Annotated in this window: 23 protein-coding genes; 7 read left to right on the top strand and 16 right to left on the bottom strand. The window is 72.9% G+C overall.

Features of this window, described 5'->3' with window-relative positions:
- Nucleotides 1-3: 3 nt before the first annotated feature.
- Nucleotides 4-300, bottom strand: coding sequence for a hypothetical protein (locus O7635_RS19245; protein WP_278081829.1), 297 nt, complete (start codon nucleotides 298-300; stop codon nucleotides 4-6).
- 214 nt (nucleotides 301-514) lie between these two features.
- Between O7635_RS19245 and O7635_RS19240 the strand changes: the two genes are divergently transcribed.
- On the top strand, nucleotides 515-2,146 hold the full coding sequence (locus O7635_RS19240; protein ID WP_347405291.1) for a protein kinase: 1,632 nt from the start codon (nucleotides 515-517) through the stop codon (nucleotides 2,144-2,146).
- Between the two features lie 21 nt (nucleotides 2,147-2,167).
- Nucleotides 2,168-2,989, top strand: coding sequence for an alpha/beta hydrolase (locus tag O7635_RS19235; RefSeq protein WP_278081828.1), 822 nt, complete (start codon nucleotides 2,168-2,170; stop codon nucleotides 2,987-2,989).
- On the opposite strand, the gene O7635_RS19230 is transcribed toward O7635_RS19235, so the two are convergent.
- Together O7635_RS19230 and O7635_RS19225 are read right to left on the bottom strand one after the other, a co-directional pair.
- On the bottom strand, nucleotides 2,976-4,181 hold the full coding sequence (locus O7635_RS19230; protein WP_278081827.1) for a DUF1501 domain-containing protein: 1,206 nt from the start codon (nucleotides 4,179-4,181) through the stop codon (nucleotides 2,976-2,978). The genes O7635_RS19235 and O7635_RS19230 overlap by 14 nt on opposite strands.
- A 12-nt stretch (nucleotides 4,182-4,193) precedes the next feature.
- Nucleotides 4,194-5,483 carry a DUF1800 domain-containing protein gene (locus tag O7635_RS19225; protein ID WP_278081826.1) on the bottom strand — a complete coding sequence of 430 codons (1,290 nt, stop codon included), beginning with the start codon at nucleotides 5,481-5,483 and terminating at the stop codon, nucleotides 4,194-4,196.
- A 90-nt stretch (nucleotides 5,484-5,573) separates the two neighbouring features.
- Between O7635_RS19225 and O7635_RS19220 the strand changes: the two genes are divergently transcribed.
- The gene (locus O7635_RS19220; RefSeq protein WP_278081825.1) at nucleotides 5,574-6,086 is read left to right on the top strand and encodes a hypothetical protein; all 513 of its coding nucleotides are present in this window, start codon (nucleotides 5,574-5,576) and stop codon (nucleotides 6,084-6,086) included.
- Between the two features lie 4 nt (nucleotides 6,087-6,090).
- On the opposite strand, the gene O7635_RS19215 is transcribed toward O7635_RS19220, so the two are convergent.
- Together O7635_RS19215 and O7635_RS19210 are read right to left on the bottom strand one after the other, a co-directional pair.
- Nucleotides 6,091-6,600, bottom strand: coding sequence for a nuclear transport factor 2 family protein (locus tag O7635_RS19215; RefSeq protein WP_278081824.1), 510 nt, complete (start codon nucleotides 6,598-6,600; stop codon nucleotides 6,091-6,093).
- Between the two features lie 11 nt (nucleotides 6,601-6,611).
- Nucleotides 6,612-7,229, bottom strand: coding sequence for a TetR family transcriptional regulator (locus O7635_RS19210; protein WP_278081823.1), 618 nt, complete (start codon nucleotides 7,227-7,229; stop codon nucleotides 6,612-6,614).
- Between the two features lie 88 nt (nucleotides 7,230-7,317).
- Here O7635_RS19210 and O7635_RS19205 point away from each other — a divergent pair, with 88 nt between their 5' ends.
- Both O7635_RS19205 and O7635_RS19200 read left to right on the top strand, forming a co-directional pair.
- On the top strand, nucleotides 7,318-9,243 hold the full coding sequence (locus O7635_RS19205; RefSeq protein WP_278081822.1) for an AAA family ATPase: 1,926 nt from the start codon (nucleotides 7,318-7,320) through the stop codon (nucleotides 9,241-9,243).
- A 14-nt stretch (nucleotides 9,244-9,257) separates the two neighbouring features.
- Nucleotides 9,258-9,890: a pentapeptide repeat-containing protein gene (locus O7635_RS19200; protein ID WP_278081821.1), complete on the top strand. Its 633-nt coding sequence runs from the start codon at nucleotides 9,258-9,260 to the stop codon at nucleotides 9,888-9,890.
- A 62-nt stretch (nucleotides 9,891-9,952) separates the two neighbouring features.
- On the opposite strand, the gene O7635_RS19195 is transcribed toward O7635_RS19200, so the two are convergent.
- From O7635_RS19195 to O7635_RS19165, 7 genes are all read right to left on the bottom strand, one after another.
- The gene (locus O7635_RS19195) at nucleotides 9,953-12,043 is read right to left on the bottom strand and encodes a hypothetical protein (protein WP_278081820.1); all 2,091 of its coding nucleotides are present in this window, start codon (nucleotides 12,041-12,043) and stop codon (nucleotides 9,953-9,955) included.
- 137 nt (nucleotides 12,044-12,180) lie between these two features.
- On the bottom strand, nucleotides 12,181-12,588 hold the full coding sequence (locus O7635_RS19190) for a hypothetical protein (RefSeq protein WP_278081819.1): 408 nt from the start codon (nucleotides 12,586-12,588) through the stop codon (nucleotides 12,181-12,183).
- Nucleotides 12,589-12,854: 266 nt separating this feature from the next.
- Complete coding sequence (locus O7635_RS19185) at nucleotides 12,855-14,054, bottom strand: ABC transporter permease (RefSeq protein WP_278081818.1); 1,200 nt, start codon at nucleotides 14,052-14,054, stop codon at nucleotides 12,855-12,857.
- Nucleotides 14,044-14,730, bottom strand: a complete 687-nt coding sequence (locus tag O7635_RS19180) for an ABC transporter ATP-binding protein (protein ID WP_278081817.1) — start codon at nucleotides 14,728-14,730, stop codon at nucleotides 14,044-14,046. The genes O7635_RS19185 and O7635_RS19180 overlap by 11 nt, the downstream gene beginning before the upstream one ends.
- The gene (locus O7635_RS19175) at nucleotides 14,727-16,262 is read right to left on the bottom strand and encodes a hypothetical protein (RefSeq protein ID WP_278081816.1); all 1,536 of its coding nucleotides are present in this window, start codon (nucleotides 16,260-16,262) and stop codon (nucleotides 14,727-14,729) included. The genes O7635_RS19180 and O7635_RS19175 overlap by 4 nt, the downstream gene beginning before the upstream one ends.
- An 88-nt stretch (nucleotides 16,263-16,350) precedes the next feature.
- A complete protein-coding gene (locus tag O7635_RS19170) occupies nucleotides 16,351-17,229 on the bottom strand; it encodes a hypothetical protein (protein WP_278081815.1) in 879 nt (292 codons plus the stop codon).
- 61 nt (nucleotides 17,230-17,290) lie between these two features.
- Nucleotides 17,291-17,722: a hypothetical protein gene (locus O7635_RS19165; RefSeq protein WP_278081814.1), complete on the bottom strand. Its 432-nt coding sequence runs from the start codon at nucleotides 17,720-17,722 to the stop codon at nucleotides 17,291-17,293.
- Nucleotides 17,723-17,906: 184 nt separating this feature from the next.
- Here O7635_RS19165 and O7635_RS19160 point away from each other — a divergent pair, with 184 nt between their 5' ends.
- Nucleotides 17,907-18,668 (top strand): AfsR/SARP family transcriptional regulator, encoded by a 762-nt coding sequence (locus tag O7635_RS19160; RefSeq protein WP_278081813.1) that lies wholly within the window; start codon nucleotides 17,907-17,909, stop codon nucleotides 18,666-18,668.
- Between the two features lies 1 nt (nucleotide 18,669).
- Here O7635_RS19160 and O7635_RS19155 read toward each other — a convergent pair whose 3' ends face one another.
- The 3 genes from O7635_RS19155 to O7635_RS19145 all read right to left on the bottom strand — a co-directional run bounded on the left by O7635_RS19155 (nucleotide 18,670) and on the right by O7635_RS19145 (nucleotide 23,369).
- Entirely contained in the window at nucleotides 18,670-19,581 is a 912-nt protein-coding gene (locus O7635_RS19155; RefSeq protein WP_278081812.1) for a GNAT family N-acetyltransferase, read from the bottom strand.
- Nucleotides 19,582-19,638: 57 nt separating this feature from the next.
- A complete protein-coding gene (locus O7635_RS19150) occupies nucleotides 19,639-20,049 on the bottom strand; it encodes an adenylyltransferase/cytidyltransferase family protein (RefSeq protein WP_278081811.1) in 411 nt (136 codons plus the stop codon).
- 77 nt (nucleotides 20,050-20,126) lie between these two features.
- Nucleotides 20,127-23,369, bottom strand: a complete 3,243-nt coding sequence (locus O7635_RS19145; protein ID WP_278081810.1) for a CHAT domain-containing protein — start codon at nucleotides 23,367-23,369, stop codon at nucleotides 20,127-20,129.
- A 63-nt stretch (nucleotides 23,370-23,432) separates the two neighbouring features.
- Between O7635_RS19145 and O7635_RS19140 the strand changes: the two genes are divergently transcribed.
- Nucleotides 23,433-23,852, top strand: coding sequence for a hypothetical protein (locus O7635_RS19140; RefSeq protein WP_278081809.1), 420 nt, complete (start codon nucleotides 23,433-23,435; stop codon nucleotides 23,850-23,852).
- 111 nt (nucleotides 23,853-23,963) lie between these two features.
- Here the strand turns inward: O7635_RS19140 and O7635_RS19135 are convergent, their stop codons facing one another.
- Nucleotides 23,964-24,845 (bottom strand): SMP-30/gluconolactonase/LRE family protein, encoded by an 882-nt coding sequence (locus O7635_RS19135; RefSeq protein WP_278081808.1) that lies wholly within the window; start codon nucleotides 24,843-24,845, stop codon nucleotides 23,964-23,966.
- Nucleotides 24,846-24,951 lie beyond the last annotated feature (106 nt).

Below are 24,951 nucleotides of genomic sequence, written 5' to 3'. Positions count from 1 at the left end.
ACCTCACCGGTAGGCGATTGAGGGGACGACGAGCGCGAAAAGGTGCTCAGCGGGCGGCGGTGTCGTCGTCGTGCGGTGGGGCGCGGGGTGCGGACTTCGTGAGGTACGCGAACGCGTGCGGCCGGGTCGTGTCGTCGCGAACGCCGGCGGCGGCCGGCTGCTCGTCACGGCGTCCGGCTGGTCGACGGCGGCCCGCTGCTCAACGGTGGCCGGCTCGTCGGCGGTGGGCTGGGTGGTCGCGGCCGCGGCGGCGACCGGCTCGGTAGCCGGTGCCGACGCCGGCGTGGCGATCGACGACACGCCGATCCCTACGGCTAGCGCCAAAGCCGCCAAACCGGTCAGAACCCGCACAGACCCGTGCACGAGCCGGCGCAGAGGCCGGATCAGCACGTCGCGATGCACCAGGCCAACCTACCCTCTGAGCGCCAATCCGGCATGTTCCGGTCATCACGCATGTCGATCGCGGTCCCGTGGCCGGGATGCCGATCGGGCCCGAAGTTGGCAAGCTGTGCGGGTGCGGTCCCAACAGGTCCTCGACGGCCGATACCGACTGGACGACCGGCTCGGCGCCGGCGGCATGTCGGTGGTCTGGCGCGCGCACGACCTCGTGCTGCAGCGGTCGGTGGCGGTCAAGGTGCTGGCCACCCGACATGCGGTGAGCGTCGCGGCGCGGCAGCGCATCCGGGCCGAGGCGCGGGCCGCCGCCCGGCTCTGGCACCCCCACGTCACGGGCGTCTTCGACTACGGCGAGGCGACCGACGACGACGGGACCAAGGTGCCGTACGTGGTGATGGAACTGCTGCCCGGCCGCACCCTCGCCCAGCGCCTCGACGACGGCCCGCTGCCGCCGCGGGTGGCCCTGCGTACCCTCTCCGAGGTCGCCGCCGCCCTGGCCGCCGCCCACGCGCAGGACCTCGTGCACCGCGACGTGAAGCCGTCCAACGTGATGCTGACGCCGTCCGGCGCCAAGGTCGTCGACTTCGGCATCGCCGCCGTCGTGGGCCGCGACGAGCTCGAGGCCGACGGGCTGCTGCTCGGCACGCCGGCCTACCTCGCGCCCGAGCGGCTGACCCTCGGCCAGGTCTCCCCCGCGTCCGACATCTACGCGCTCGGCCTGCTGATCTACCGGGCCCTGACCAACCGGCTGCCGTGGCTCGCCGACACCACGACCCAGATGCTCGACGCCCACGTCTACGTGGAGCCCGATCCGCTGCCGCCCCTCGACCAGATCCCGTCCGAGGTCAACGAGATCTGCGACCGGTGCCTGGCCAAGGAGCCCGCGGACCGGCCGTCGGCGGCGGAGGTCGCGGCCGTGCTCGCCACCGCGGCCGGCATCGTGCCGCCGCCGCAGGACGACGACCCGGCGCTGGCCGGTCTGGTGGCGGCGATGGACGCGGCGACCACCCAGGGCGTGGCCGCGGCGCCGGTCGCGGATGACGTCGTCGACGCCGAGCGGCCCGCGATCGACCCGGAGCTGACCACGGAGGTGGTCACCGCCAAGCCGGTACGCGGGCCCGACCGCCGCCGTCCCGCGCTGCTCGCCGCGGCCGGCGCCGTGCTGGTGGCGGGTGCGGTGGTGGCCGCGATCGTGGTGCCCACCGAGCGTCCGGGTGGCTCCGCCGACGCGGCCGGCTCGCGCCCGCCCGCGATCTCCGCCTCGCCGAGCGCGACCGCGCCGGGCGCCGGTCCGACCGGCACCGCGCCGACCGCCGGTGGTACGCCCGGCGGCGACAACGGCACCGCCGGGCAGGGCACGCGCGACGACGGGCCTGACGCCGGCAATGCGCCGGAAGCGACGCGCGGGTCCGGTTCGGGCTCCGGTTCCGGTTCCGGCTCGGGTTCCGGGTCTGGCCCCGGCACGGGCTCCGGCCCGGGCACGGGCTCTGGTCCGGGCACGGGCTCCGGTCCGGGTCCCGGCAGCGGCGATGACGACGACGAGCCGGACCCCGGGCCGACGCCGGGCCGGTCGGTGGTGCTCGACCTGCCGCTGCTCGGCATCAACGTCACCGCCCGCTGTGTCGGCGACCAGGTCGAGGTGCTGGAGCCCGCCGCACACCGGGCCGGCCCGCAGAACCGCGTCACCATCACCGTGCTCGGCCTGAGCGTGAGCCTCGCCTGCCGGAACGGCCTTCCCTCCGTGCTCTGACCTGCCGGTAGGGTCGGCCGGGTGACCAAGGAGTTCGATCTCGACCTCGGCGGCGGCCAGAACCTCCACGTGTACGACACCGGGCACGCCGCCCCGCACACCGTCTTCTGGCACCACGGCACGCCCAACCTCGGCGCGCCACCGGTGCCCCTGTTCGGCGAGGCGATCCGCTGGGTCTCCTACGACCGTCCCGGTTACGGCGGCTCGACCCGCGTGCCGGGCCGCGACGTCTCGTCGGCCGCCCGCTACACCAACGCCGTCGCCGACCTGCTCGGGCTCGATCGGTTCGCGGTCGTCGGGCACTCGGGCGGCGGGCCGCACGCGCTGGCCGTCGCCGCGCTGCTGCCGCAGCGGGTCACCGCGGTGGTGGCCGGTTCGAGCCTCGCCCCCTGGGGCGCCGACGGCCTCGACTGGTTCAGCGGCATGGCCTCCGGGGCCGCGGCGTCGCTGCACGCGGCGCTGGCCGGGCCGGCGGCCCGCGCGGCCCACGACACGGACGGCCCGGCGGACCCGGACATCGGCTTCGTCGACGCCGACGAGGACGCGCTGGCCACCGACTGGTCGTGGATGCTCGACGTGGTGCGGCCCGCCGTCGCGCAGGGCCCGGCGGCCGCCGCCGACGACGACCTGGCGTACGTGGCGCCGTGGGGCTTCGACCTCACGACGATCACCGCGCCGGTGCTGCTGCTGGCCGGCGCCCGCGACCGCATGGTGCCGCCGACCCACAGCGAGTGGTTGGCCCGGCGCCTCGACAAAGCCAGGCTTGAGATCTCCGATGTGGACGGACACGTGTCCGTCCTGCGCCGCTTCCCCGCTGCGCTGGAGTGGCTCACGAGCCGGTGAGCGGGAGCTTCCCGGTCCAGCCCCCGAGCACCCGCTCCGGGTCGGCGCCGAGGACGCCGTCGAGCAGCCCCGCGTACACGTCGCGGAAGTCGACCGTGTGCTTCAGGTCGCCGTCGTCGAGGTCGGTCAGGCTGGGCTGCTCGCCGTGCAGGCCGCCGCGCACGCCGTTGCCGAGCACGAACACGTTCGACGCCGTGCCGTGGTCGGTGCCGTCGCTGGCGTTGGCCCGCACGCGGCGGCCGAACTCCGAGTAGACCGCGATCGTCACCGGCCGGCCGGCCATCCGGTCCGCGAAACCGGTCACGGCCTTGTCGACCTTGCCGAGCAGAATCTCCTGGAGCTGCTTCTCGTCGGCGTGGGTGTCGAAGCCGCCGAGCGACACGGAGAACGCGCGGGTGGCCACGCCGGCCTCGACGCACTGGGCCACCAGGTCGAGCTGGCCGGCGAGGTCGGACCGCCCACCGGTGCCGGTCGCCGGCTCGTCCGCACCGTCCTCTTCGGACTCCTGTGCCGCCCGCACCTCGGTGATCATCGCCTCGACCCGTTCGAGGTCGGCGAAGCACCGCGCGGCCCGGGCCTGCAGCGGCGGCTCGCCGGCCACGGCGGTGCCGAACCCGGTCACGCCGGTCGCCTTCTGCCGGGCGCCGGTCGGCACGGCGGCGCCGGCACTGGTGGCTCCGGCCAGCAGCGGCGGCAGGGCGGGCTCGAAGCTGACCGCGAGCCGCGGGTCGCCGCCGGCGGTGTCGAGCCAGCGGCCGAGCCAGCCGGTCGTGCCCGGGCGCACGGGGTCGGCGGTCTGCCAGATGTCCATCGAGCGGAAGTGGCTGCGGTCGGGCTTCGGATAGCCGACTCCGCGCACGATGGCCAGCCGGTCCTCCGTGAACAGCCGCTGGAACCCTTTCAGGGCCGGGTTCAGCCCGGTCGCGTCGTCGAGCCGCAGGACCTCGCCGGCGTCGTACGCGATGTCGGGCCGGGCGTCCTGGTAGGCCGCGTCGGCGTAGGGCACGACCGTGTTGAGCCCGTCGTTGCCGCCGTAGAGGGTGACCAGCACGAGCGTGCCCGCGTCGGCGGGCCGGTCGCCGGCCGTGGCCAGGATGTCGTCCAGCGTGTAGACGGCCGCGCCGGCCGCCAGCGCACCCGCGCCGACGACGCCGCTCGCGATCAGGAACTTCCGCCGGGTGAGCGTGTCCATCGGTCCTGCTCCCTAGTGGACGGTGTATTCCGGACTGACGAGGCCGAGCTGGAGCAGCCGGTCGGGCTTGGCGGCCGCGCCGGCCAGCACCGCCCGGGTGCGCTCGGTCCAGGTGTCGACGACCAGCAGCCGGGCCAACGCGTCGGGCCGGCCGGCCTCGGGAGCGGCCCGCAACCGCTCCTTGACCGCCGGCGCCGCCCGCGCGGCGAGCTGCTCGGCCATCCGCAGCCGGGCCTGCAGCGAGCTGGTGGTCAGCCAGGCCGCGCCGGCGGGCCAGCCACCCACGCTCGGCGGGCGCAGCGGCACCTGGTCGAGCGCGTTGAGCCCCGCGAGCAGTTGCTTGCGCCGTTGGTCGTCGAGCCGGGCCGGCCGGATGCCGAGCTGGCGCAGGGCCCCGACGGCCCACTCGGCGGGCTGCTTGACCAGTTGGCCGCGCGTACCGTCGAACGCCTGGTCCGTGAAGAGCCCTTGCAGCAGGCCGTCGACGCCGCCCTGCGCGAAGGCGGTCCGGAGGCGTTGGTGGACGTCGGCGGCGATCGGCTCACCGCTCGCGAAGCGGAACCAGAGGCGCCGCGCGATGAAGGCCGCGGCGGCCGGCTCCCCGGCGACCAGCGCGGCGAACCCGTCGGCGTCGAACGCCTCGGTGCGGCCCAGGATCGTCTTGGGCTTCCTGTCGTGCCGGCGCGGCACGAATCGCGCCGTGCCCTGGCGGCGGTCGACGGTCCAGCCGGTCAACGCGCGGGCGCCGGCCTTGACGTCGTCTTCGGTGTAGGCGCCGATGCCGAGCGTGAACAGTTCCATCAGCACGCGGGCCAGATTCTCGTTGGGCGCCTTGAGGGTGTTCTTCTGCCCGTCGAGCCAGAGGATCAGGGCCGGGTCGCGAACCATCCGCCGGACGAAGGAGCTGAAGTCACCGCGCCCGTGCTCCCGGAACGTCTGGAGCTGCCCGAGCATGAGCGGCGCGGCCTTGACCTTCTGCGCGCTGGTCGCCCAGTGCCCGTGCCAGAAGAACACCATCTTCTCGGCGAGCTGATGCTCGGCGGTGACCATCTGGTCGAGCCACCACTCGACGGTCGCGGTGACCTGCTTACGCCGCTCCTGGTTGGCCTGCTGCTTCTGCTCGCGGCTCTCGCCCGGAGCGATCGGGGCGAAGGTCGGCACGCCGGTGACGGCGCCGGTCTCGCCGACGAGCCGCCGCACCGTGGCGTCGTAACCGGCCCGCTCGGCCGCGTCGACCTCCTCGGCGGTCGGCCCGAACGTGGCCCGGCGCAGCAGGTGAGCGATCCTCGCGCGGTCAGCCATGCGAGAAACCTAGGCCATCGTTGTACGAGGAACGTAAGCGCGCCGTCAGCGGTCTATCTTGATGTGAGGCTTAGTTGGCGCGTCCAGTCGATGTGTGTGGTGCTCGCGGTCGCCGGGTGCACCCCGTCGGTTCCGCTGCCGGCACCCAGCGTCTCCCCACCCGCCGTCAGCGCGACGCCGGCAGCCGTTCGGCGTTGCGAGACCGCCACGACGATCGGCGGCGCAGTTGCTCCCAGCTCGCTGCCGGCGACCGGCGAGGTCACGTTTCTGCCGTTGGACTACAGCTTCGGCGCGCCGATCGATGGACGACGGGGACCGGACGACTCAGGTTTCTCCTACTTCAAGGTGCCGGTGCGGTTGCGGTCGGGCGCCGAGGCAACGGTGAGCGTCCCGGCCGCCTACCGCGACCGCGCGAAGCTCACCTATCACGATCGCAACCCGCACACCGTGAGCTTCCGGGCGTGCGGCTCGGCGGGCGGCGCCACCCACTCCGACTTCGCCGGCGGGTTCGCGGTGCGCCCGCCGGTCTGCCTGCCGGTCGACGTCACCTCCGATGGTCGATCGATCCGAGTCCGGCTCGAGTTCGGCGTCGGCGCCTGCTGAATCCTCAGCCAGCACTGTCGCGCACCCGGTTCGGATCGGCCAGGGGAACGATCCGCTGCTCGCCGAGGCGGGTCATCGCGTTCAGCGGCCGGACCGCCGCGCCGATCAGGCGGCCGAGGCCCGGTCGGCCCTGGCGGCGCAGCATCCGCGGGCCGAGGCCGACCATCGTCGCGGTGAGGGCGGGCAACGGCCGCCCGAAGAACGTCAGCTCACGGATCAGGCCCGCCTCGTCGAGGCGGAGGAGTTGCGCCTCCTCGACGGCCTGGGCGCCGACGCGACAGTGCAGGAACAGGGCGTACGTTGGCCCGTCGGCGACCTCCGTGTGGAAGCGGACGTCGTCGAAGGTCTCCACCGCCGACCGGAGCACGTCGGTGATCTGCTGCCGGCCGTGGAACCGGAACTTCTCCGTCAGCGGCGAGATGAACAGCGCGTCCTCGGCCAGGCAGGCGCCGGCGGCATCCGCGTCACCGGCCTCCAGCGCCACGCGCCATGCGGCGATCGTGTTCGACGTCATACGTCTTGAGGTTAGTCGCCCAGGCCGGTGCGCAGGAGGTCGTAGGCCTTGTTGGCCGCGGTGACCGCGGGCCGGTAGGCGGCGTCGGCGGAGCGGCCCTCGCTCAGCCGGCGCCAGTTGTCGCGGGACAGGATCCGCTGGACGGCGATGACCTGCCCCGCAGCCAGCCGGGCGCGCAGGCCGCACCGCGGGTCGAGCGCCTCGGCCAGCGCCGCCTCGTCGGCCTCGATGTAGCTGGCCACCCGGGCGGTGAGGGTCGGCGTCTCGAAGACGAGGCGGTGGAACGCGAGCACGGCCGGGTGGTCGTTGAGGCCGGTGACCGGGTCGCGGCAGCGCAGGCCGTCGAGGAAATGGCGGCGCAGCGCGGCGAGCGGGCTCTCGGCCGGGCCGCGCGCCGCCACCACCCGGGCGGCCTCGCCGCGGTGGTCGGCGATCCGGTGCATGACCAGGTCTTCCTTGGTCGGGAAGTACTTGAACAGCGTCGGCTTGGACACCTCGGCCGCGGCGGCCACGTCGGCGACCGACACGGCGTCGAAGCCCCGCTCCAGGAAGAGCGAGATCGCCGCGGTCGAGATCGCGTCATGGGTGCGTTGCCGCTTGCGCTCGCGGAGCCCCGCCTGCTCGGTCACCCGACCAAGGCTACCCGAACTATTAACCTGGTCAAGTTTCTTAGCTAGCACTAAGGTTTACCGGGTTAAGATTCGCGGAGGAGGCGGCGTGAGCGATCGGGAGTTGGCCGCGGAGCGGGCGCACCTGGCGGCGGCCCGGCTCGCGCTGGCGCGCATGCTCGACACGGCGCGCACGCGCGTCGCGACCGGGGCGCAGGTGGCCGGCGACCGCTACACCGCGGAGACCCTGGGCCGGATGCTCCGGGGCCACGTCAAGGAGCTCGCCGAGGAACCCGCCGGGCCGTTGTTCTTCGGCCGGCTGTCGTTCGAGACGGGCGCGCGCTATCACATCGGTCGCCGGCACATCCCCGACGAGAACGGCATTCCCCTCGTCATCGACTGGCGGGCCCCGGTGTCACGGGCGTTCTACCGGGCCGGGCCGCACGATCGGATGGAGGTCGCGGCCCGGCGCCGCTACGGGTGGTCCGGCGCCGAGCTGACCGGCTTCGAGGACGAGCTGCTCGACCACGAGACCGCCAGCCGGCTGGTGGCCGAGGAGATCGAGCGGCCGCGAGTCGGCCCGATGCGCGACATCGTCGCGACCATCCAGCCCGACCAGGACGAGCTGGTCCGCGGTGACCTCGACGTTTCCGTGTGCGTGCAGGGCGCGCCGGGCACGGGCAAGACGGCCGTCGGCCTGCACCGGGCGGCGTACCTCCTCTATGCCCACCGGAACCGGCTCGCCCGTGACGGGGTGCTGGTGCTCGGACCGAACCCCGCCTTCCTGTCCTACATCTCGGCCGTGCTGCCGGCGTTGGGCGAGTTCGGCGTCGAGCAGCGCACGCTGCCGGAGCTGCTCGACCGGGGCGTGGCGTCCGTCGTGGACGGTCCGGCGGCCGAGGCGGTCAAGCACGACGTGCGGATGGCCACGGTGCTGTCCCGGGCGCTCTACGCCCAGCTGGGTGAGCCGACCGAGCCGCTGACGGTGCCGGAGGACTCCATCCGCTGGCGGGTCTCCACAGCCGCGCTGTCCCGGCTGATGGGCGAGATCTGGCAGGAGTCGCCGCCGTACGGGGTCGGCCGGGAACGCCTGCGGGCGCGCATCGTCGGCCTGCTGCGGCGGCAGGCGGAGCGGCGGGGGCTGGCGCCCGGCGAGGCGTGGGCGTGGCGGATGGGGCGCAGCCGGCCGGTGCGGGCGGTGCTCGATCAGCTGTGGCCGCGCGTACGCCCGGCTGATCTGGTGGGTCGGTTACTGCGGTCGCCGGCGCAGCTGGCCGCGGCCGCCGAGGGAATCCTGTCGGCGGAGGAGCAGGTGGCGATCCGGCGAGGGCGGCGCGCCGGGTGGTCCGCGGCCGACCTCGTGCTGATCGACGAGGTGGCGGGGCTGATCGACCATCCGCCGCGGTACGGGCACATCGTGGTCGACGAGGCGCAGGACCTCTCGCCGATGGAATGCAGGGCGATCGCGCGGCGCAGCGTGCACGGGTCGTTGACCGTGTTGGGTGACCTCGCGCAGGGAACGACTCCGTGGGCCGCCACGTCCTGGCCGGCGCAGCTCGCGCACCTCGGCAAGCCCGAGACGCCGGTGGTCGCGCTCACCGCCGGCTTCCGCGTGCCGGGGGCGGTGGCGGCGGTGGCCAACCGGCTGCTGGCGACGCTCGACGTCGACGTGCCGCCGATCCGCGCGGTCCGGGGCGCGGGGTGGTTGCGCGTCCAGCGGTGCGCGGACCTGTTGGCGGGAGCCGCCGCTGCCGTGTGCGCCGCTCTCGAGCAGGAGGGCTCGGTGGCGGTCATCGCCGCGGACGTCTCGGTCGACGCCCTCTCGGCCGTGGTCCCGGTGGACCCGCGCGTGACCGTGTTGCCGGCCCGCCTGGCCAAAGGACTGGAGTACGACCACGTCATCGTCGTGGAGCCGGCCGCCATCGTTTCGGCGGAGGCGCGCGGGCCGCACCGGCTCTACGTGGTGCTGACGCGGGCCGTCTCCCGGCTCGACATCGTCCACCGCGAGCCGTTGCCGGGCCCGCTCGGCGGTTGACTACGGTGGTGGTCGTGCCTGTCGAGCCACGCCTTCGTTCGCTCACTCCGGCGGCTTCGTCGGCCCTGGAGCACGAGGCGCTCGCGCGCGGTCAGTCGTTCACGGCGCTGGACCTGTCCGGCCTCGACGCCGACGCGGTGGAGTTCGAGCAGTGCGAGTTCGACCGCACGACCCTGGCCGGCACGGCCCTCGACCAGCCGCGCTTCACGGACTGCGTGGTCGCGTCGTCGGACTGGGCCAACGTGCGTCTGACGAAGCCGGCGCTGCTGCGGGTGCGGCTGTCCGACGTCCGGCTGACCGGCGCGGCCTTCACGGCCGGCACGCTGCGCGACGTGACGTTCGCCGAGTGCCGCGCGGACCTGACGGCGTTCCGCTTCGCGTCCCTGGCCGCCGTGCGCCTCACCGCCTGCAACCTGACCGGCGCCGACTTCACCGGCGCCGACCTGCGCCGCGCGGAGTTCGTCTCCTGCGACCTGACCGGCGCGCAGTTCTCCAACGCCCAGTGCGCGGGCACGGTCTTCGAGGCCTGCGAGCTCTCGGGCATCGGCGGCGTCACGAGCCTGTCCGGAGCGACCATCGCGGCCGACGACCTGGCGGCGCTGTCACACACGTTCGCGCGAGCGCTCGGCATCACGATCGCTGGGTGAGGCTGTCCGTCCTGCGCGCTCCTGCACCGGGCCGGGCCGCAAATGTTACGCCAATCGGCTTCTCAGCCTGGAACCCACCCGGACGCCGGTGCGGGACCGTTCGGGCCGTGGTCCTGGACGGAGCCGTGTTCGCCCGCCGCCGGTACGCGTGGGGACGGCAGCTCACCGGCGACGGCGCTGCCCAGCGTGAGCGAGCGTCGCGGCAATCTGCGGCGCAGCCGCTGACGCTCCATGGAGATCCATTCGCGGCCGTCGGCGGCGACCGCCTCGAGGACCCGCAACGCGCTGGTCACGCCTGACCTGTCCAGCGCCAACCGCTCCAGGTCGGCGATGTTCTCCCTGCGGAGGTCCACGCTCTCGGCGAAGTTGTCCACCAGGACCCGCACGTTCTGGCTGTTCACCAGCGTCAGCAGAAACGCCTGGTGGGAAACGACCTTGTCGGACGGCACCGCCCAGGCGTTGTCGCCTTCCGCGGTCGACACGACCCGGCGCCTCCCGTTGTCGTACCGGACACTCACCTCGTCGACCTTCACCGAAGCGATGGCATCGTAGCGGAAGGTCGTGCGGCGCTCACCGGCGAAGATCCCGGTCGGGAAGTCGAGCGTGGCCGAGACCTGCCGCACGCCGGTCTCGGTGAGCAGGAACAGCAGCACGGTATAGCTCGAGTGGCGGAACGGGCCACCGACGATCCGGGCGCGGACACTGCCGGGCGCCGGCTCGTTCAGCACCAGGTGCGCGAAGACTTCGTGGTGGGACAGGCGATAGTCCTTCATCACGCTGCGCTTCCAATGGACCAGGTCGAGGTCAAGCCAGCGGGCCATCTCCATGTCGCTGGGTCGGTCGGCCAGCCAGCGCACTCGGCGCTCGTGGGCAACGCACTCGGCTTGCCAGCGCTGGGTGAACTCGACCTCGTCATCCAGCAGGCGTCGGCGTTCGCAGTAGAGCGGTCGGGCTCCCCGTTTGCCGTACCGCTGCCCGAAGAAGATCAAAATTGCCGCCCCGAGCACGGCAGCCAGGTGATCGGCTCCGAGCGCGGCCACGGCGACGAGCGCGCCGACCGCCAGCGACGTGACGCCGAGGGCGAACGCGCCGTGCACCGCGGGTGGAACACGCAGCCGCAGGCGGAAGTCGGTGAGCGTTCCCTGGCGCCAGCGGTCGGCGATGTCGCCGGCGTGATGGTCGGCCAGCCAACTGATTGTCGATGGCGCGACGCCGGTGTAGCCGTAGAGGTCGACGAGATCGCCCCGCAGAGCCGTCCGCAGTCCGCCCGTATCCCTCCACCACCGGTCGCGCCACTGTGGGTCCTGCGGTTGGTGACGGCTGAAGGCGTCCTGGACCTCGGCCGCCACCCGGTCGGCGAAGCCGGCGGTGACCGCGTCGCCGCCCGGCCGGGTGTACTCGGCCCGCTGTCCGGCCGCGAACTCGCTCTCCTTGGCGGCGAGCCGAGTGCGCAGGTAGGCGCGCTCGAACCCGAACCGCCCGGCCGTATACACGCCACAGACGAGAAGCACCAACACTAGAACGGCCGCGATGGGGTTCTCCGCCAGCAGCGCGTTGACGAGCACCAGAATCCCCACTACGCCGAAGCCGCCGCCTATCGCGGCCTTTGTCCACTCCGGACCCATCGGCGTAGCCGGCCTCGGGATCTTCTTGACCGGTGGCGTCGGGTCCGGTTCGAAGAACTTCCAGACCCGCACGTGCCGATCGCCGGCCATACGCGCGGCCCGAACCCGGTCAGCGTTCATGTCCTCGATCTGGTCCTGCATGCCGCCGGCCAGAATCAGGTCGAGGTTTAGCTGGATCTCTTCGCGGAGCTGGTCTGGGAGCTCGCTGTACCGCTGAAGCAGGTCGGACGTGACTTCCGCGTCCGATCGCCCGCTGGTTTCGAAGTCGAGCTGCGCGTTGAGGAACCGATACAGGAACTCTGAGGCCCGCCACCAGTCGCCGGACCGATGGCGCTCGGCCATCGCAAAAGCCTCGTCGAACTCGTTGAGGTCGCCGACATCGAGCGCGCTGAGGGAGCGCCCACTCAGCACCGACAAGGCCCAGTAGTACGCCCCATCCGCCGACGAATAGCGGTGCCGCTGCACGAGCCGTGAGATCAGCTGCCGCGCTTCGTCGGCATTTCCACCCTTGAGGTAGTTGACCGCCACCCGGAGCTGCTGGTCCGGTGGATCGTGCTCTGCCGTCTGGTAGATGTGGACGTCACCGTGTACCACGTCGATCTGGGCGCCGACCCGGCTGTTGCCCGCGGCGAGGTTGCCGACGGCCGGTCCGTACTGCGTCGCGGTCACGCTCCCGACCCTTCGACAGCCGCCACGATCGCGGCGATCCGGGCGCCCAGGTCCGCGACGTCACCGACCAGGCCCTTCACCTTGCGCAGCGAGCGCACCACGCGGCCCCGGTCGTCGTCGTCACCGGCGGGCAGCACCGCCCCGGCCTTGGCCAGCTCGTCTTGCGCGTCGGCCAGCGTGCCCTTGTCGATCAACCCGCGCTCGGCCGCCACGGCCAATGCCCGGCGCAGGTCTTCGAGGCCATCGTCAAGGTCTGCGGACGCGCCGACACCCTGGTGGATCGAGATGTTGCCGTCGACGCGACCGATCTGAGCAGCGACGCGCGCATTGTCTCTGGCGACGTTGCGGTAGGTCACCCGCTCCGTCGGACGAGACGGGGCATCCAGGGATTCGCGCTCGACCACAAGGCCCTCCAACGCGTACGGAAGTCGCGTCGCGGACCTGGTCGGTTGCCACGACGATCCGCACCACCGTTGCACCGTTCATCTCCGGACGATAGGCGGCGGACGCCGCAACTTACCCGAATCCTCTTCAGAAGCCGGTGACCTGCGGTTATGCGCCCGCGACGGCGGGAGTTACGCCGTTCGAGCGTCCCTCGCACGACGGGGTCCGGACGGCCATGCGGTGGGCGCCGATCGACGGGCCCGCTACGCGCCCAGGCGGGCTGATGTCAGCCTTCGGCGCGTAGCGCCGCGATCGGCTCGATGCCCGACGCGCGATGGGCCGGGTAGGCGCCCGCCAGCAGACCCACGATGACGCCCGCCGCCACGGCCGCGGCCGGCAGCCACGGCGCCAGCACGGGGGTCCACTCCTTCACATAGGACACCGCCGTCACGACCACGATGCCCGCCGAAGCGCCCAGGATCCCGCCGAACAGGCCGATGCCCGCCGACTCGAGCAGGAACTGGCCGGCGACCTGACCGCGCGTCGCGCCCAGGCTGCGGCGCAGACCGATCTCGCTGGTGCGTTCGAGCACCGAGACCAGCGTCGTGTTGGCGATCCCGACGGCGCCGATGACGAGGGACACCAGGCCCAACACCAGGAACAGCGATCGTACGTCGCCCGCGACCTTGGCGCGTACGGCCGTCGGTTCGGGTGCCTGCACCGCCTCCAGCGCGTCGGGCGACTGCGGCGCCAAGGCCGTCGGCGCCTGGCTCGCGATCAGCCGGGCGGCGCCGACGCGGGTGTCGACGCGTACCGACCGGGGCGCGCTGAGACCGAACGCGGCCGCTGCGGTGCCGTCCGGGATGATCACAGCGTTGAGCAGCGACGGCTCGCGCGCGACGCCGTCGAGGATGCCGACGACGGTGTAAGGGCGGTCGCCGAGGAAGACGGCCGGCTGCCGGCCGACATCGGCGACGTGGAGCGTCGCGGCGAGGGTCGCGCCGAGCACCACCACCGGGTCGGCCCGCCGCGAATGTCCGGCGTCGAACCACCGACCGCTGCCGACCGTGCCGCGCACGGCGCCGAGCAGACCCGGGGATCCGGCCACCACGTCGGCGGCACGGTCGTCCGGGGCGAGCGGGTCAACGACTACCGTGGTGCGCACGGTCAGGTCCGGCAGGTCGAGCTTGCTCATCGTGCCGGCGGCCACGACGCCGTTGAGCCGGGCCAGCCGGGTCTCGGCGTCCCACGGGATCGCGCTGACCAGCTCGCTCTGCGTGGCGGAGCGGGCCGCCGGCCGCACGATCACCTCGGTCGCGGCGAGCTCGTCGAAGCGGCTCACGATCTGCGCGCCGGCGGTGTCGGTGAGCCCCACGGTCGCGACCAGCGCGCCGATGCCGAGCAGCGTGCCCAGGGCGGTCAACGCCATCCGCTGCGGCCGGGCCAGGCTCGCCGACAACGCCTCGCCGACCAGGTCACGGAGCATGGGTCAGCTCCTCCGTCACCACACCGTCGTGGATGCGCAGCCGGCGGCCGGCCCGCGCCGCGACCGCCTCGTCGTGGGTCACGAGGATGATCGTCTGGCCCTGCCCGTGCAGCTCGTCGAAGAGGGCGAGCACGCTGTCGGCGGTCGCCGAGTCGAGGTTGCCGGTCGGCTCGTCGGCGAGCAGCACGGCCGGCGCGGTGACCACGGCACGCGCGATCGCGACCCGCTGGCGTTCGCCGCCGCTCATGGTCGTCGGCAGCGCGTGCGCCCGGTGGGCGAGACCGACGCGGTCGAGGGCCTCGGCCGCCCGCGGCGCGCGTTCACGGCGCGGAATCCCGTGGTAGAGCAGGGCGATGAGCACGTTCTCCAGGGCCGTGCGGTGGCCGATGAGGTGGAACGCCTGGAAGACGAAGCCGATCCGGGTCGCGCGCAGCCGGGTGCGGTCACGGTCGGCGAGGCCGCGGGTGTCCACGCCGTCGAGCAGATAGCTGCCCTCGGACGGGTCGTCGAGGAGCCCGAGCAGGTGGAGCATCGTCGACTTGCCGGAACCGGAGCGACCGGTGATCGCGACCGACTCTCCGGTGTGGACGACCATGTCCGTCGGGCGCAGCGCGGTGACGGGCGGGGTGCCCGGAAAGGTGCGGCCGACGCCGACGAACTCGACGACGGCGTTCATCGCTCCCCGACCACGACCAGGTCACCCTCGGCCAGCTGGGGTGCGGTGACCTCGGCGAAGCCGTCGGCGGCCAGCCCGACCGTGACGACGACGTCGCGGGTGGCGTCGCCGTCGGAGACGCGGACGCGCGCGGTGCCGGACGCGTCGGTCACCAACGCCGCCAGGGGTACGGCCAGCACCTCGCCGGCGGTGGACTCGATCGGGATCGTGACACGCAGGTTGGCGCCCGCGAGCGCGGTCGGGTCGCCGCCGTCGGGGGTGATCCGGACGGCGTACCGCCCGGCGTCGACGCCCTCGGTGCCGGCGCTGTCCGCGACGGCGGTCACCGTGCCGGTCAGGTCGACGCCACTGGCCTCGTCGTCGAGCCGGGCCGCCGCGCCGACCCGGAGCAGGCGGGCCTCCTCGCGGGACAGCCCGGACACGACCTGGAGGTCGGCGCCGGACAGGCTCACGGCGGGACCGGCCGCGACCGCGCCGACCTTGACGTTGACCTTGTCGACCCGGCGCGGAAGGCTCGGTACGAAGGCGATCTCACCGCGCGGCAGCCGGATGCCGGCGGCGCCCCGCGCCTCGGCGAGGGCCGTGCGCGCCGACGCCGCCTCGGCCCGGGCCTGGGCCAGCGCCTGGGCGGCGGCGGTCGTGTCGCGGGGCGCGCGCAGCTCCGCGAGCTGGGCGACCGCCACGGCGAGCGCGTTGTCGGCCGCGACCAGCGCCGCCCGCAGCTGTGCCAGGGTGGCGTCGTCGCCGCCGGTGGCCGCGTCGAGGGCGGCCCGGGCGGCGTCCCGGGCGGACCGCGCGTTCTCGACGGCGCCCTCCGCGGCCAGCAGCTCCGACCGTGCGGGGGGTCTGGCCGCTTCGGCCAGTGCGGCCGTCGCCGCGCTGACCGCCGCCTCCGCGGCACGCAGGGCGGCCTGGGCGCCGGCCACGCCCGCGCGATCGTCGGCGCTCGGCGCCACCGCCTCATAACCGAGGTCGGCGTAGAGCCGGCTGACGGCCGCCGCCGTCTGTCCGTCGTAGACGGTGTCGACCGTGCCGGCGAAGACCCGCAGGCGGCGCAGGGCCGCCTCGAGCTGGCGCACGTCGTTGCCACGGCTGCCCGGGCCGAGTGCCCGGTACATCGGCAGGGCGCCCTGCAGGAGGATCACGGGCCGACCGGACGCCTCGATGAGGATGTCGCCCTCGTCGACCGGGGCGCCGCTGACGGGAACCCGGCCGGTGACGACCAGCGAGCCGAGCGAGCCGTCGCCGAGGTCGTTGTCGATCGCCACCTCGACCGCCTGGGCGAACGAGACGTCGCCGCGCGTGACCACCGTCGACTCGAGCGTGCGCCGCTCGACGGGCACGAGGATCGGCGCCGCGGCGGGTGCCGCCGCCCGGCGCGCGACGTCGTCGGGCGACTCGATGGAGCGCCCGAACCACCAGCCGAGGGCGGCCGCGCCGACGGCGACCGCGACCACGATCGCCACCGCTCGCCGGCGACCGCCCAGCGGCGTGAACCGCAGCCGACCCCGCGCCAAGGACCCGTCACTCATTTCTGCCAATCAGCCCTGTCGTTTCGCAGAGCGAGTATTACCGAAGGACGATGGTCCGGGATAGGCCGTAGTCCATTCGAAGGGTCGCTCAGGACTGCCCGTCAAGGATCTTGCGGGTGTATTCGCGCGAGACAGAGCCCTGCAGATCGAGGTATTCGCCATTGCACCGGCGGATGGCCAACGCCAGCGCGATCTCCTGTCTTTGCAGGGCGCCCAGCGTACGCTGATCGGCTTTGTCCAGGACCTCGGTCACCTTGATGCCGGCGGCGTCGCGGCCCTGTTCGACCAATGCGTCACGGGCCGCTTCGAACTTCTGGACCAGTGGCATCGCCTTCTGCGAGATCTCGCCACTGAGCTCGTCGGCGCTGGTGGCGAAGCCTTCGCCGGCCATGCAGCGACGGGCCTTGTCCCGTGCGGCCACGATCCGCGGATCATTGATCATCGACTCGTCGGCCTTCTCGAGCACGTCGGCCAGCGCCGGCGGCAGCACGACCTGCCCGCCGCCGGGCGGGAAGCCCAGGTCGGTGATGACGCGCTCCTCGCAGCCGAGCACCGTCTCGTCGTAGGTGCGCTGCGCGGCCTCGGACAGCGTGGACCGCACCGTCTGGTTGGGATCGGCGGACTGGGCCGGCCGCGGGTAGTCGATGAGAGTTGATATGCCGAGTCCGTAGCGGCGGGCGAACTCGTCGTCGGAGAGCCCGAGCGCCTCCTGGGCCTGCGCGGGCGGACGATAGGGACGGTAGTCGAAGCCCGCCTCGCCGAGACAGTCGCCCATGATCTTGTCGCGGTCGGCGTAGTAGGTGTCGCGTCTGGACTGTTGGGTGCCCGGGTCGGACTCCGGCTCGCCGACGAGGCTGTCGCGCAGGGACGGCCCGACGGACGGTGGCGCGGCGGAGGGCGACGCCGACGAGCAGGCGCCGGCGAGCAGGATCGTGGCGATGGCCAAGCCGGCCGTGGCGAGCCTCATGAGCCTTCCCGGTGGACGGGATGGCCGCGGGTGGGTCGGCCCGCGGCCATCCGGGTCGACGTCAGAAATTCCAGACACTGTGGAACAGGGGACCTTCGGCGCAGTTCCAGGACAGGCACAGCGCGAAACCGGCGCTGGAGTTGCCCTGTTGGTCGAACGACGTGTAGTTGGCCCAGGTGCCCGCCGAGCAGTCCTGCCCGACCAACGACTGCGACGGGTCCCGCCAGACGGCGTTGGCGCACTTGCCGTCACCGTCGAGCGCGTCCATCAACCGGCCGTAGTTGTCACTGAGGCCGTCGCAGGTGGCGCTGGTGCCGGTGCGGGTGTCTTCCCTGGCCTGGACCCTGTTCTGGGCGTTGGTGTAGGTGAACTGCACCCGGGTGCCGCGGCACCCCGCCTGTGCCACGGTGGACGGCACGATCGCCACCACCGCTGTCGCCGCCACCAGCAGCAGCGCCGCGAACGTCGACTTGAGCCGTGCTCTCGTCCCCATCTGACCTCCTTAGGCGTGGAACGTGAGGACTCGTGGGCCGGCTTTCGCCGCACCGGTCCCGATGCCATGGTCGACGGTCAATGCACACATCGCGCATACGGTGGCACTTGCCCGGCCTTGTTCGGCCGGTTGAGGAGCCAATACGATCGATGCGCCGCATGGTGGATCGGACGGGGAGGTCACCTTGGCGCTGTTTCGTGTCCTCGGTCCACTTCGGGTCGGGCCGGACGCCAGGAATGGTCAACTCAGTCGGCCGAGCGAACGCGCGTTGCTCGGCGGGCTGCTTTTCCATGCCAACCGGTTCGTTTCCAAGACGCGGCTGGCCGAATTCATCTGGACGATTCCGCCGTCCTCCGCCGACGCCAACATCCGCACCTACGCGGCATTTCTCCGCCGGTCCCTGGACGACGTCGCGCCGGGCCTGAGCGAGCGGCTCGAGACCCGCCGCGGCGCGGGCGGCGCCTACCGGCTCGGCGTCGGCGACGACGAGCTCGACGCCGCTGTCTTCGGCGCCGTCGCCGACGAAGGCCGGGCGAGGCTGGCCGCGGGCGACCCACGCGGCGCCGTGACCCGGCTGCGGCGGGCGTTGTCGATCTGGACCGGGCCGGCCGGGGAGGATCTGCCGGACACGGCGCCGGTGCGGGCGTTTACGACCGACCTCGAAGACCGCCGCACGCGGGCGCGCGAAGACCTCGCCGAGGCGTTGGTAGCGCTGGGCGACCCGGCGGCCGCGGTCGCGGATCTTCAGCTGCTGGCGTCCGGCAACCCGCTGCGCGAGCGGCCGGTGCAGCTGCTGATGCACGCCCTCTATGTCGACGGCGAGGCGGCCGAGGCGGTCGCCGCCTACCACCGACACCGCCGCACCCTCCGCGACGAAACCGGCTGCGACCCCTCACCCCGCCTCCAGGCCTCCTATGTGCGCATGCTCCGCCACACGCCGACCTGAGCTAGCGGGGCGGCAATGGCTTGCGGTAGCGGGGTTGGCGGTCGGTGATCGTGTAGCCGGCTCGCTCGTACAGGCCGACGCTGTTGTGCGGGTTCTCCTCGATCGTGCGGAGGCGGGCGAGCGGCACGCCGCGTCCGGCCAGGGCGCGCAGCGTGTGCCGCATCAGCGCGAGCCCCACCCCGCGGCGCCGCCAGGGCGGGCGGACCGCTACCCACGGGGTCGTCGCGGTGCCGTCGGGTTCGAGCTCGGTGGCCACGACCGCCGCGACCTCGTCGCCGGCCCAGGCCACCTGCCACAGGTCGACATCGCGTACGTCCTGCAGGTATTGCTCGTGGGTGCGCGCCTGATAGCCGTGGCGGGACGCCGCGAAACACTCTTCGACGGCCTCGTGGATGCGACGGTGGTGCGTCGTCTCGACCGCGCGCAGCTCCAGCCCGGCGGGAAGCGCCCCGGCGTCGCCCTGGGGTCGGCAGGTCAGCTCCAGGACCGTGAAGGCGACCCGGTAGCCCGCGGCCGTGACCAGCGCGTGGTTGGCCGTCTGCTGGGGCGCGACGTTGACGCCGAAGGCACGCGCCGCGGCGGTGGAAGGCTGGTCGCGGTCGAACGCGACGGCCTGCTCCTCCTGCCACCGCAGGATGGCGGCGCCCACGCCACGACGTCGCCGGCGCGGGTCGACGCAGCCCGAGAGCAGGTAGAGCCGCGTGCCGTCGGCCTCGTCCCACCACTCCATCGACGTGACGCCGACGATCTCACCGGTTTCCGCGTCGGCCGCGACGGCGCGGTGCGGGTCCGGTGCGCTGACGTCGTCGGGCAGCCAGGCGTCACCGTCGGCCTGGCGCACGGCGGCGCTCAGCGCCCGGATGCCGTCGATGTCGTCGACGCCGCGACAGGCCCGCATCACCACACCCACCACGCGTGGACGATGACCCGTGAAGCGCCGGTGGCACAACCGAATAACGCCGCCGCTAGGTCACGGCCGCGCAGGTGCGCGCTCCAGGACCCGGCGAATTATCTCGGTCGTGGACACAGCCGCGGTGCGCGGCACGTAGCGGAAGATGCCCGCGCTGGCTGCGGCGCCGTAGATGTCGTGCACCGCCTCCAACGGCAGGTCATCGCCGTGCGCGACGAGGGAGATGTCGTGCGACCTGATGAAGTCGGAGGTGACTCTGAAGGGCGCCGGAGCGATGACCTCGTCGACGAACCTGCACGCGCCGATGACCGCCACGCGCTCGTCCAGCGACATGATCGGCTTGCGCTTGTAGTGCGCGATCGTCTCGTCGTCCAGAACGCCGACAACCAGCGAGTCGCCGAGTTCGCGAGCCGCCTTGAGCAGATTGACGTGGCCGCAGTGGAACAGATCTCCGGCCATGTCGACATACACCCGTGAGTTCCGGCTCATCGTGTTCTCCCGTTGACAGCGCCGCTGCTGTGCAGGGTACGAAAGAGTCCATGACCAAGCTAGGGCCCGATGTGGGTGTACGCGGCCCAGCGGGTCGGCAGGCCCGGGTAGCGACGACGCAGCTCGCGAGCGGCGTGGTGCAACGCCGCTGCGGCCTGGGCGGGGTCGAGGGCGGTCCCGAGCTTCTCGTAGAACAGTCGGGCCGTCTCGGTGGCGGTGCCGTCGGTGACTCTCCACAGTGTCCCGACGACGTGCGGGAAGCCGGCGGCCTGGAACGCCGTGCCGATGCTGATCACCTCGGTGGCCGCCACGTTGCCGACACGGACCGTCTCGCACGCCGACAGATAGACGAAGCGGCCGCCCGACGCGCGCTGTGCCAACAGCTGGCGGACCGTCAGCCGGTCGGATCCGTGCAGGTTCAGCTCGCTGTCGGCGGGAGCGTCGGCGTTGCTCGTCGCGTGGCAGGCCAGGTGCAGCCACGCGTGGTCGCGTATCGCCGCGCTCACCCGCTCCACAGTGGCCGCGGCGTCGACGAGGCGGCGCACCTCGGGGAAGCGCCGCAGGATCTGGTCGACCTCGAACGCGAGGCCGGGGAGCGGCGCCTGCCCGTCGCTCGTGCCCACCGCGACCAGCGCGACGCCGGCGCCAACCACGTCGTCGTTCGGGACCGCGGCTCGCGCGAGGGACCGGACGGTCGGAGCGTAGGACGGGACGGTCAGCTCCGCGAGCGAAGGTCCGTCGGGCGGCCCGGCCGCGTGCAGCGGAAGGGTGGTGAGCATGCCGGTAGGCACCCACCACATGCGACCCGCGAGCCCACCGCGCCGCCGCAAATGTGCCACGACCGGCTCGACGACGGCCGCCCACAGCCAGGCGAGGACGTCCCGGATGGGTTCCTGCGCCTCGTGCGACGCCATCTCGTCCTGCGGCGCCAGCTCGGCGTAGGGCAGGGCCAACGTGAGCTCGTCGACCTTCTCGTCGACGGCCTCCACCGTCACCAGCGGCAGCGGGACCGCCGCCACGCCGTCTTCGGTGAGCACCAGCGCGTGGCTGCCGTACCGGCTGACGTTCACGGCGACGACCGGCCCGGCCGTGGCGGCCGGCAACAGGTCGGCGAGGATGACCGGCGCCAGGAAGCCGGCGCAGCCCGGGAGCGCGCGGATGCGCTCGACGGTCGCCTCCCAAGCCTTGACCAGGGCCCGCCGTCGGTCGACGTCGCTCGCTCCGGTCCGCGTCGCCTCTGCCGGGTGCCCAGCCGGTGCGTGCGCGAGTTCGGCGCCGATCCGGCGCAGCTCCGCCGCGAGCGCGGGGCCCCGCCGCGGGTCGGCGGCAACAACCTCTGGGAGATCGCCGCGCGCGTCCAGGGCACGGCCGATGAGCAGGCCGCGGCCGCGTTCGAGGAGTTCGATCGCACGGTCGGGCGCACCGGAGCGCACGGCCGTCGCCGCGGCGTCCGAGGCGAGCGTCGACCACGGGAACACCTCTCGCAGCACGTCGTCGGGGGCCAGCTGGCGCCCGGCCAGCTGCGGGAGCAGCTCAACGCCTGACGCGAAGGCGTCCGCGGCCGTCCGCCAGCGGCCGCCGGCGGCGGCGACGCGCCCCGCCGCGACAGCGGCGCCGAGGCGCAGGTCGGTGGCCAGCAGCTCCTCGGCGGCGACCGGTAGCAGCGTCGCCAGTGCCACGTCGATGTCCGCCTCGCGGCCGTCGGCCTCGAATCGCTGCGCCAGTGCGACGCCGAGCTGTAACTGGTGATGCAGGCGGTGCGTCGACTGCTGCGGCCCGATCTCCACGAGGATCTCGGAGATCTCGGCTATCAGCTGGTCCAGGACACGGGGCTCGGGTACGGCGAGGAGCCGACCGGCCAACGCGTCGATCAGCTCCTCACGCAGCTCCGTCCGCTCAGGCCCCGGGTCCGCTGCGGCCAGCGCCGGCCGCAGCCAGGCGGCCAGCTCGTCCGCCTCCCGGGCCAACTCGTGATCGGGGTGGGTGTGAGCGCGCCGGCGGGCGGCGAGCACTGTGTACTGCTCGTGGAACGCCCGCTTCAGCCGGCCGACCGGACGGTCGTCCCGTGGGCCCCGGTCACGAGCGTAATGGCGGAAGAGCCAGGCCGCGACCGCGGCGGAGCTGCTTCCGGTGAGCTCGGCGTGCAGGGTCAGCGCTCGCTGGAGGGTCTCGCCGACCGGCGTCTCCCACGGCTTCGGGCGTCCTCCGGTGACGGCGCGGCAGACCTCGATGGTCTCGTCGAGATCCTCGCGCTGGCGGTGCGCCTCGAAGCGCCGCAGCAGCAGAGCGGCCAGCTGCGTGGCCGCGGCCTGCCGCTCCTCGTCGGTCGTGCCGGCCTGCCACGCGGTGCGCATCGCGGTCACCGCGTCGTCCAGGTCGTGCTCCCGCGGCCGGTCAGACTCGGCGCGCAGGCGCAGTGCGAATCCGAGCAGCCCGAAGAAGCCGGCCTCGGGCGGGTCCTCGACCGCCGTCGCGGCCGCGGCGGCGCCCAGCGCGTCGATCGCGAGGTCGAGGTCGGCCGCCGAGCCGCTGGAGTGAAAGCGGCCGAGCGCCCCCTCGCCAAGCTCGTAGAGCGCGGCGCGAGCGTCGGTCCGCCGGGCGGGGTGGGTGGCCAACACCAGCTGCCATGCCGCCAGCTCGACACGATGCGGCATCGTCGCGCCGCGCTGCCGGATGAGGCACAGTGTCATCGCGAGGCCGTACGCGCACTCCCGCTCCGCCTCGCTCCCGCCCGCCGTCAGCCGCAGTGCCCGGTCGAGGGACGCCGTCAGCACCTCCAGGCCGAGATCCTCGTCCGACTCGAGTCGGCCGCTGCGCAGCAGGAGGGCGACGCCGTGCGCCGTGACCGTCACATCCGATCGCTCGTCGCACTCGATGTCCAGGGCGCGGGCGTACACGCTCACCGCATCGCGCTCGTCCTGTGCGGTATGGGACGTCGTCAGACATCGGGCGAGGTAGGCCTGTGCCAGGTTGCCCCACAGCGGCGCCGGACTCCGACCCGCGGGCGCCGCGGCGATCGCGCGTCGATACAGGACGATCGCCCTGTCCAGGTCGCCGGTGTCCCTGCGCCCCGGACCCGCGCGAAGGTAGCGCGACTTCAGAACGAACCCGAGCGAAGACCACACCCGGGCGGCTGTCTCCGGGCGCAGGACCGGTCCGTCGGCGACCGTGGTGAGCGCGTCGACGAAGGTGTCGAGGAGGTCCGCGGGCACGTCGCCGTGGGTTTCGATGAGCGCGGACATTGACCGGGCAACGCGCTCCGCCCGCGCTTCGGACCCGCCGGCGTCCTCGGTCGAACTCATCCATCGAGGATCGCGGTTGTCCCTGCCCTCCCGGGATCAGCTATCCACCTGAATACTGATGGCATGCCGACAGACGACGGGTCGCCCGCGCCGGGATGGGGCGGCGAACGCGGGACGGGCGAGCTGCTCCTCGGCGTCCTCACGGGCTCGGCGATCGCGCCGTTCCTGCAGGCTCTGGCCGGCAGGGCCGGCGACGACGTCTACGCGAAGCTCCGCGACGTGTTCGCGCGACGGCGCCGCCGGCCGCCGGAGCCGCGCGAGGGCCCGCTCGCGCTCGCGGATCCGCGAGCCCGGGTGGCCTTTCGCCTGCCGGCGACCGTGACGCGCGCCGACATGTCCGCGCTCACCGAGGTGCGGGTGCCGGCCAACGACGGGCGCGGCTGGCTGCTGGTGGAGCTCACCGGGCACGGCACCGGTTGGACGATCCGGGTCGTCCCCGGGCCGCCCGCTGACGCCGTCCACGTCGATGACGAGCCCGGCTAGCGTCGGCCGTCGCTCGCGCAGCCGGGTTCCTGGCCTCACCTGGCCAAGAACGATCAGGTGACGTCCGCGAGCCCTCCGGGGCTCCAGGACGCGGTCGGCGCGGCTCGCGAACTAGATTCGGTGGAGCCGCACGAGACGCGACGGGAACTCGCGCTCGATATCCCACGTCCCGACGCGCGGAGCGACACAGGCGAAAAGGTTGTCCGCTTCGTCGAAGGCCAACGCGTAGACCCGCTCGTCGGGACCCAAACCCTCGACATCGACGATCGCCGAGTCGCCGGTAGCCGGCTCGACCCACGCAACGCTGCTCCCGTTGGCGTTCGCGGCCCAGACCCGTCCGCTGCTGTCACTGGCGAGCCCGTCTGGCAGGAAGTCGCGAGATTCCCACCCGGCGTCCCAGGATTGGTGCGTGGCCGGAGCGAAGTCGTGGAAGGAGACCAGCGACAACGCGCCCTCGGCCGACACGGCGTAGGTGGCCAGTCGGGCGCCGAACGTGTCCGCCACGTACAGCGTGGATCCATTGGCGTTGAACACCAATCCGTTCGGAAAGGTGAGGTCCGTGCTCACCACGGTCGCCGACCCGTCCGGGTCCACCCGGACGATCGGAGCGGGCGCCAACGTCGGGTCACCCCCGAGCGTCAAGCCGAAGCTGGAAACGAACAAGCGGTCGGCCGAGTCGACCACCATGTCGTTGAGCCAGTGCGGCGTAAAACCCGACAGGTCGGCGAAGGGCTCGAAGGCGCCGTCCCGCAGGCGAAGCACTTGCCGGTCGACCATCGACACCACGAACACGTCGCCACGCGAGGAGAACGCCAACCCCGACGGCTGGTGCGGCACCTTGCCTACGGGGTCGACAGAGCCGGTGCCCGGATCGATGACGAACACCTGGTGCCTGTTGAAGTCGGAGGCCCACAGTTTTCCCCCACGCCACCGCGGACCTTCGAGAAACCCGAACCCCGAAGCCACTTCCTCGGCCCTGAACTTCTTCGACATGGCAGTTCCTCCCAACTGGGCGATGTTCAGCGACGTCCAGCCGCGTCAGGGGCACCAACTCACGCCCAGAACCGTATAGTCCAAGGACGGGACAGTCCAATGATTG

The sequence above is a fragment of the Asanoa sp. WMMD1127 genome (assembly GCF_029626225.1).
GTDB lineage: Bacteria > Actinomycetota > Actinomycetes > Mycobacteriales > Micromonosporaceae > Asanoa.
This window is presented reverse-complemented; position numbering and strand designations above follow the sequence as displayed.

What these genes read in the sequence shown, in the direction of transcription:
- O7635_RS19230 (WP_278081827.1), bottom strand. Translation starts at nt 4,181, where the DNA reads ATGGACACGCTCACCCGGCGGAAGTTCCTGATCGCGAGCGGCGTCGTC.
- O7635_RS19225 (WP_278081826.1), bottom strand. Translation starts at nt 5,483, where the DNA reads ATGGCTGACCGCGCGAGGATCGCTCACCTGCTGCGCCGGGCCACGTTC.
- O7635_RS19220 (WP_278081825.1), top strand. Translation starts at nt 5,574, where the DNA reads ATGTGTGTGGTGCTCGCGGTCGCCGGGTGCACCCCGTCGGTTCCGCTG.
- O7635_RS19215 (WP_278081824.1), bottom strand. Translation starts at nt 6,600, where the DNA reads ATGACGTCGAACACGATCGCCGCATGGCGCGTGGCGCTGGAGGCCGGT.
- O7635_RS19185 (WP_278081818.1), bottom strand. Translation starts at nt 14,054, where the DNA reads ATGCTCCGTGACCTGGTCGGCGAGGCGTTGTCGGCGAGCCTGGCCCGG.
- O7635_RS19180 (WP_278081817.1), bottom strand. Translation starts at nt 14,730, where the DNA reads ATGAACGCCGTCGTCGAGTTCGTCGGCGTCGGCCGCACCTTTCCGGGC.
- O7635_RS19175 (WP_278081816.1), bottom strand. Translation starts at nt 16,262, where the DNA reads ATGAGTGACGGGTCCTTGGCGCGGGGTCGGCTGCGGTTCACGCCGCTG.
- O7635_RS19170 (WP_278081815.1), bottom strand. Translation starts at nt 17,229, where the DNA reads ATGAGGCTCGCCACGGCCGGCTTGGCCATCGCCACGATCCTGCTCGCC.
- O7635_RS19165 (WP_278081814.1), bottom strand. Translation starts at nt 17,722, where the DNA reads ATGGGGACGAGAGCACGGCTCAAGTCGACGTTCGCGGCGCTGCTGCTG.
- O7635_RS19145 (WP_278081810.1), bottom strand. Translation starts at nt 23,369, where the DNA reads ATGAGTTCGACCGAGGACGCCGGCGGGTCCGAAGCGCGGGCGGAGCGC.
- O7635_RS19140 (WP_278081809.1), top strand. Translation starts at nt 23,433, where the DNA reads ATGCCGACAGACGACGGGTCGCCCGCGCCGGGATGGGGCGGCGAACGC.
- O7635_RS19135 (WP_278081808.1), bottom strand. Translation starts at nt 24,845, where the DNA reads ATGTCGAAGAAGTTCAGGGCCGAGGAAGTGGCTTCGGGGTTCGGGTTT.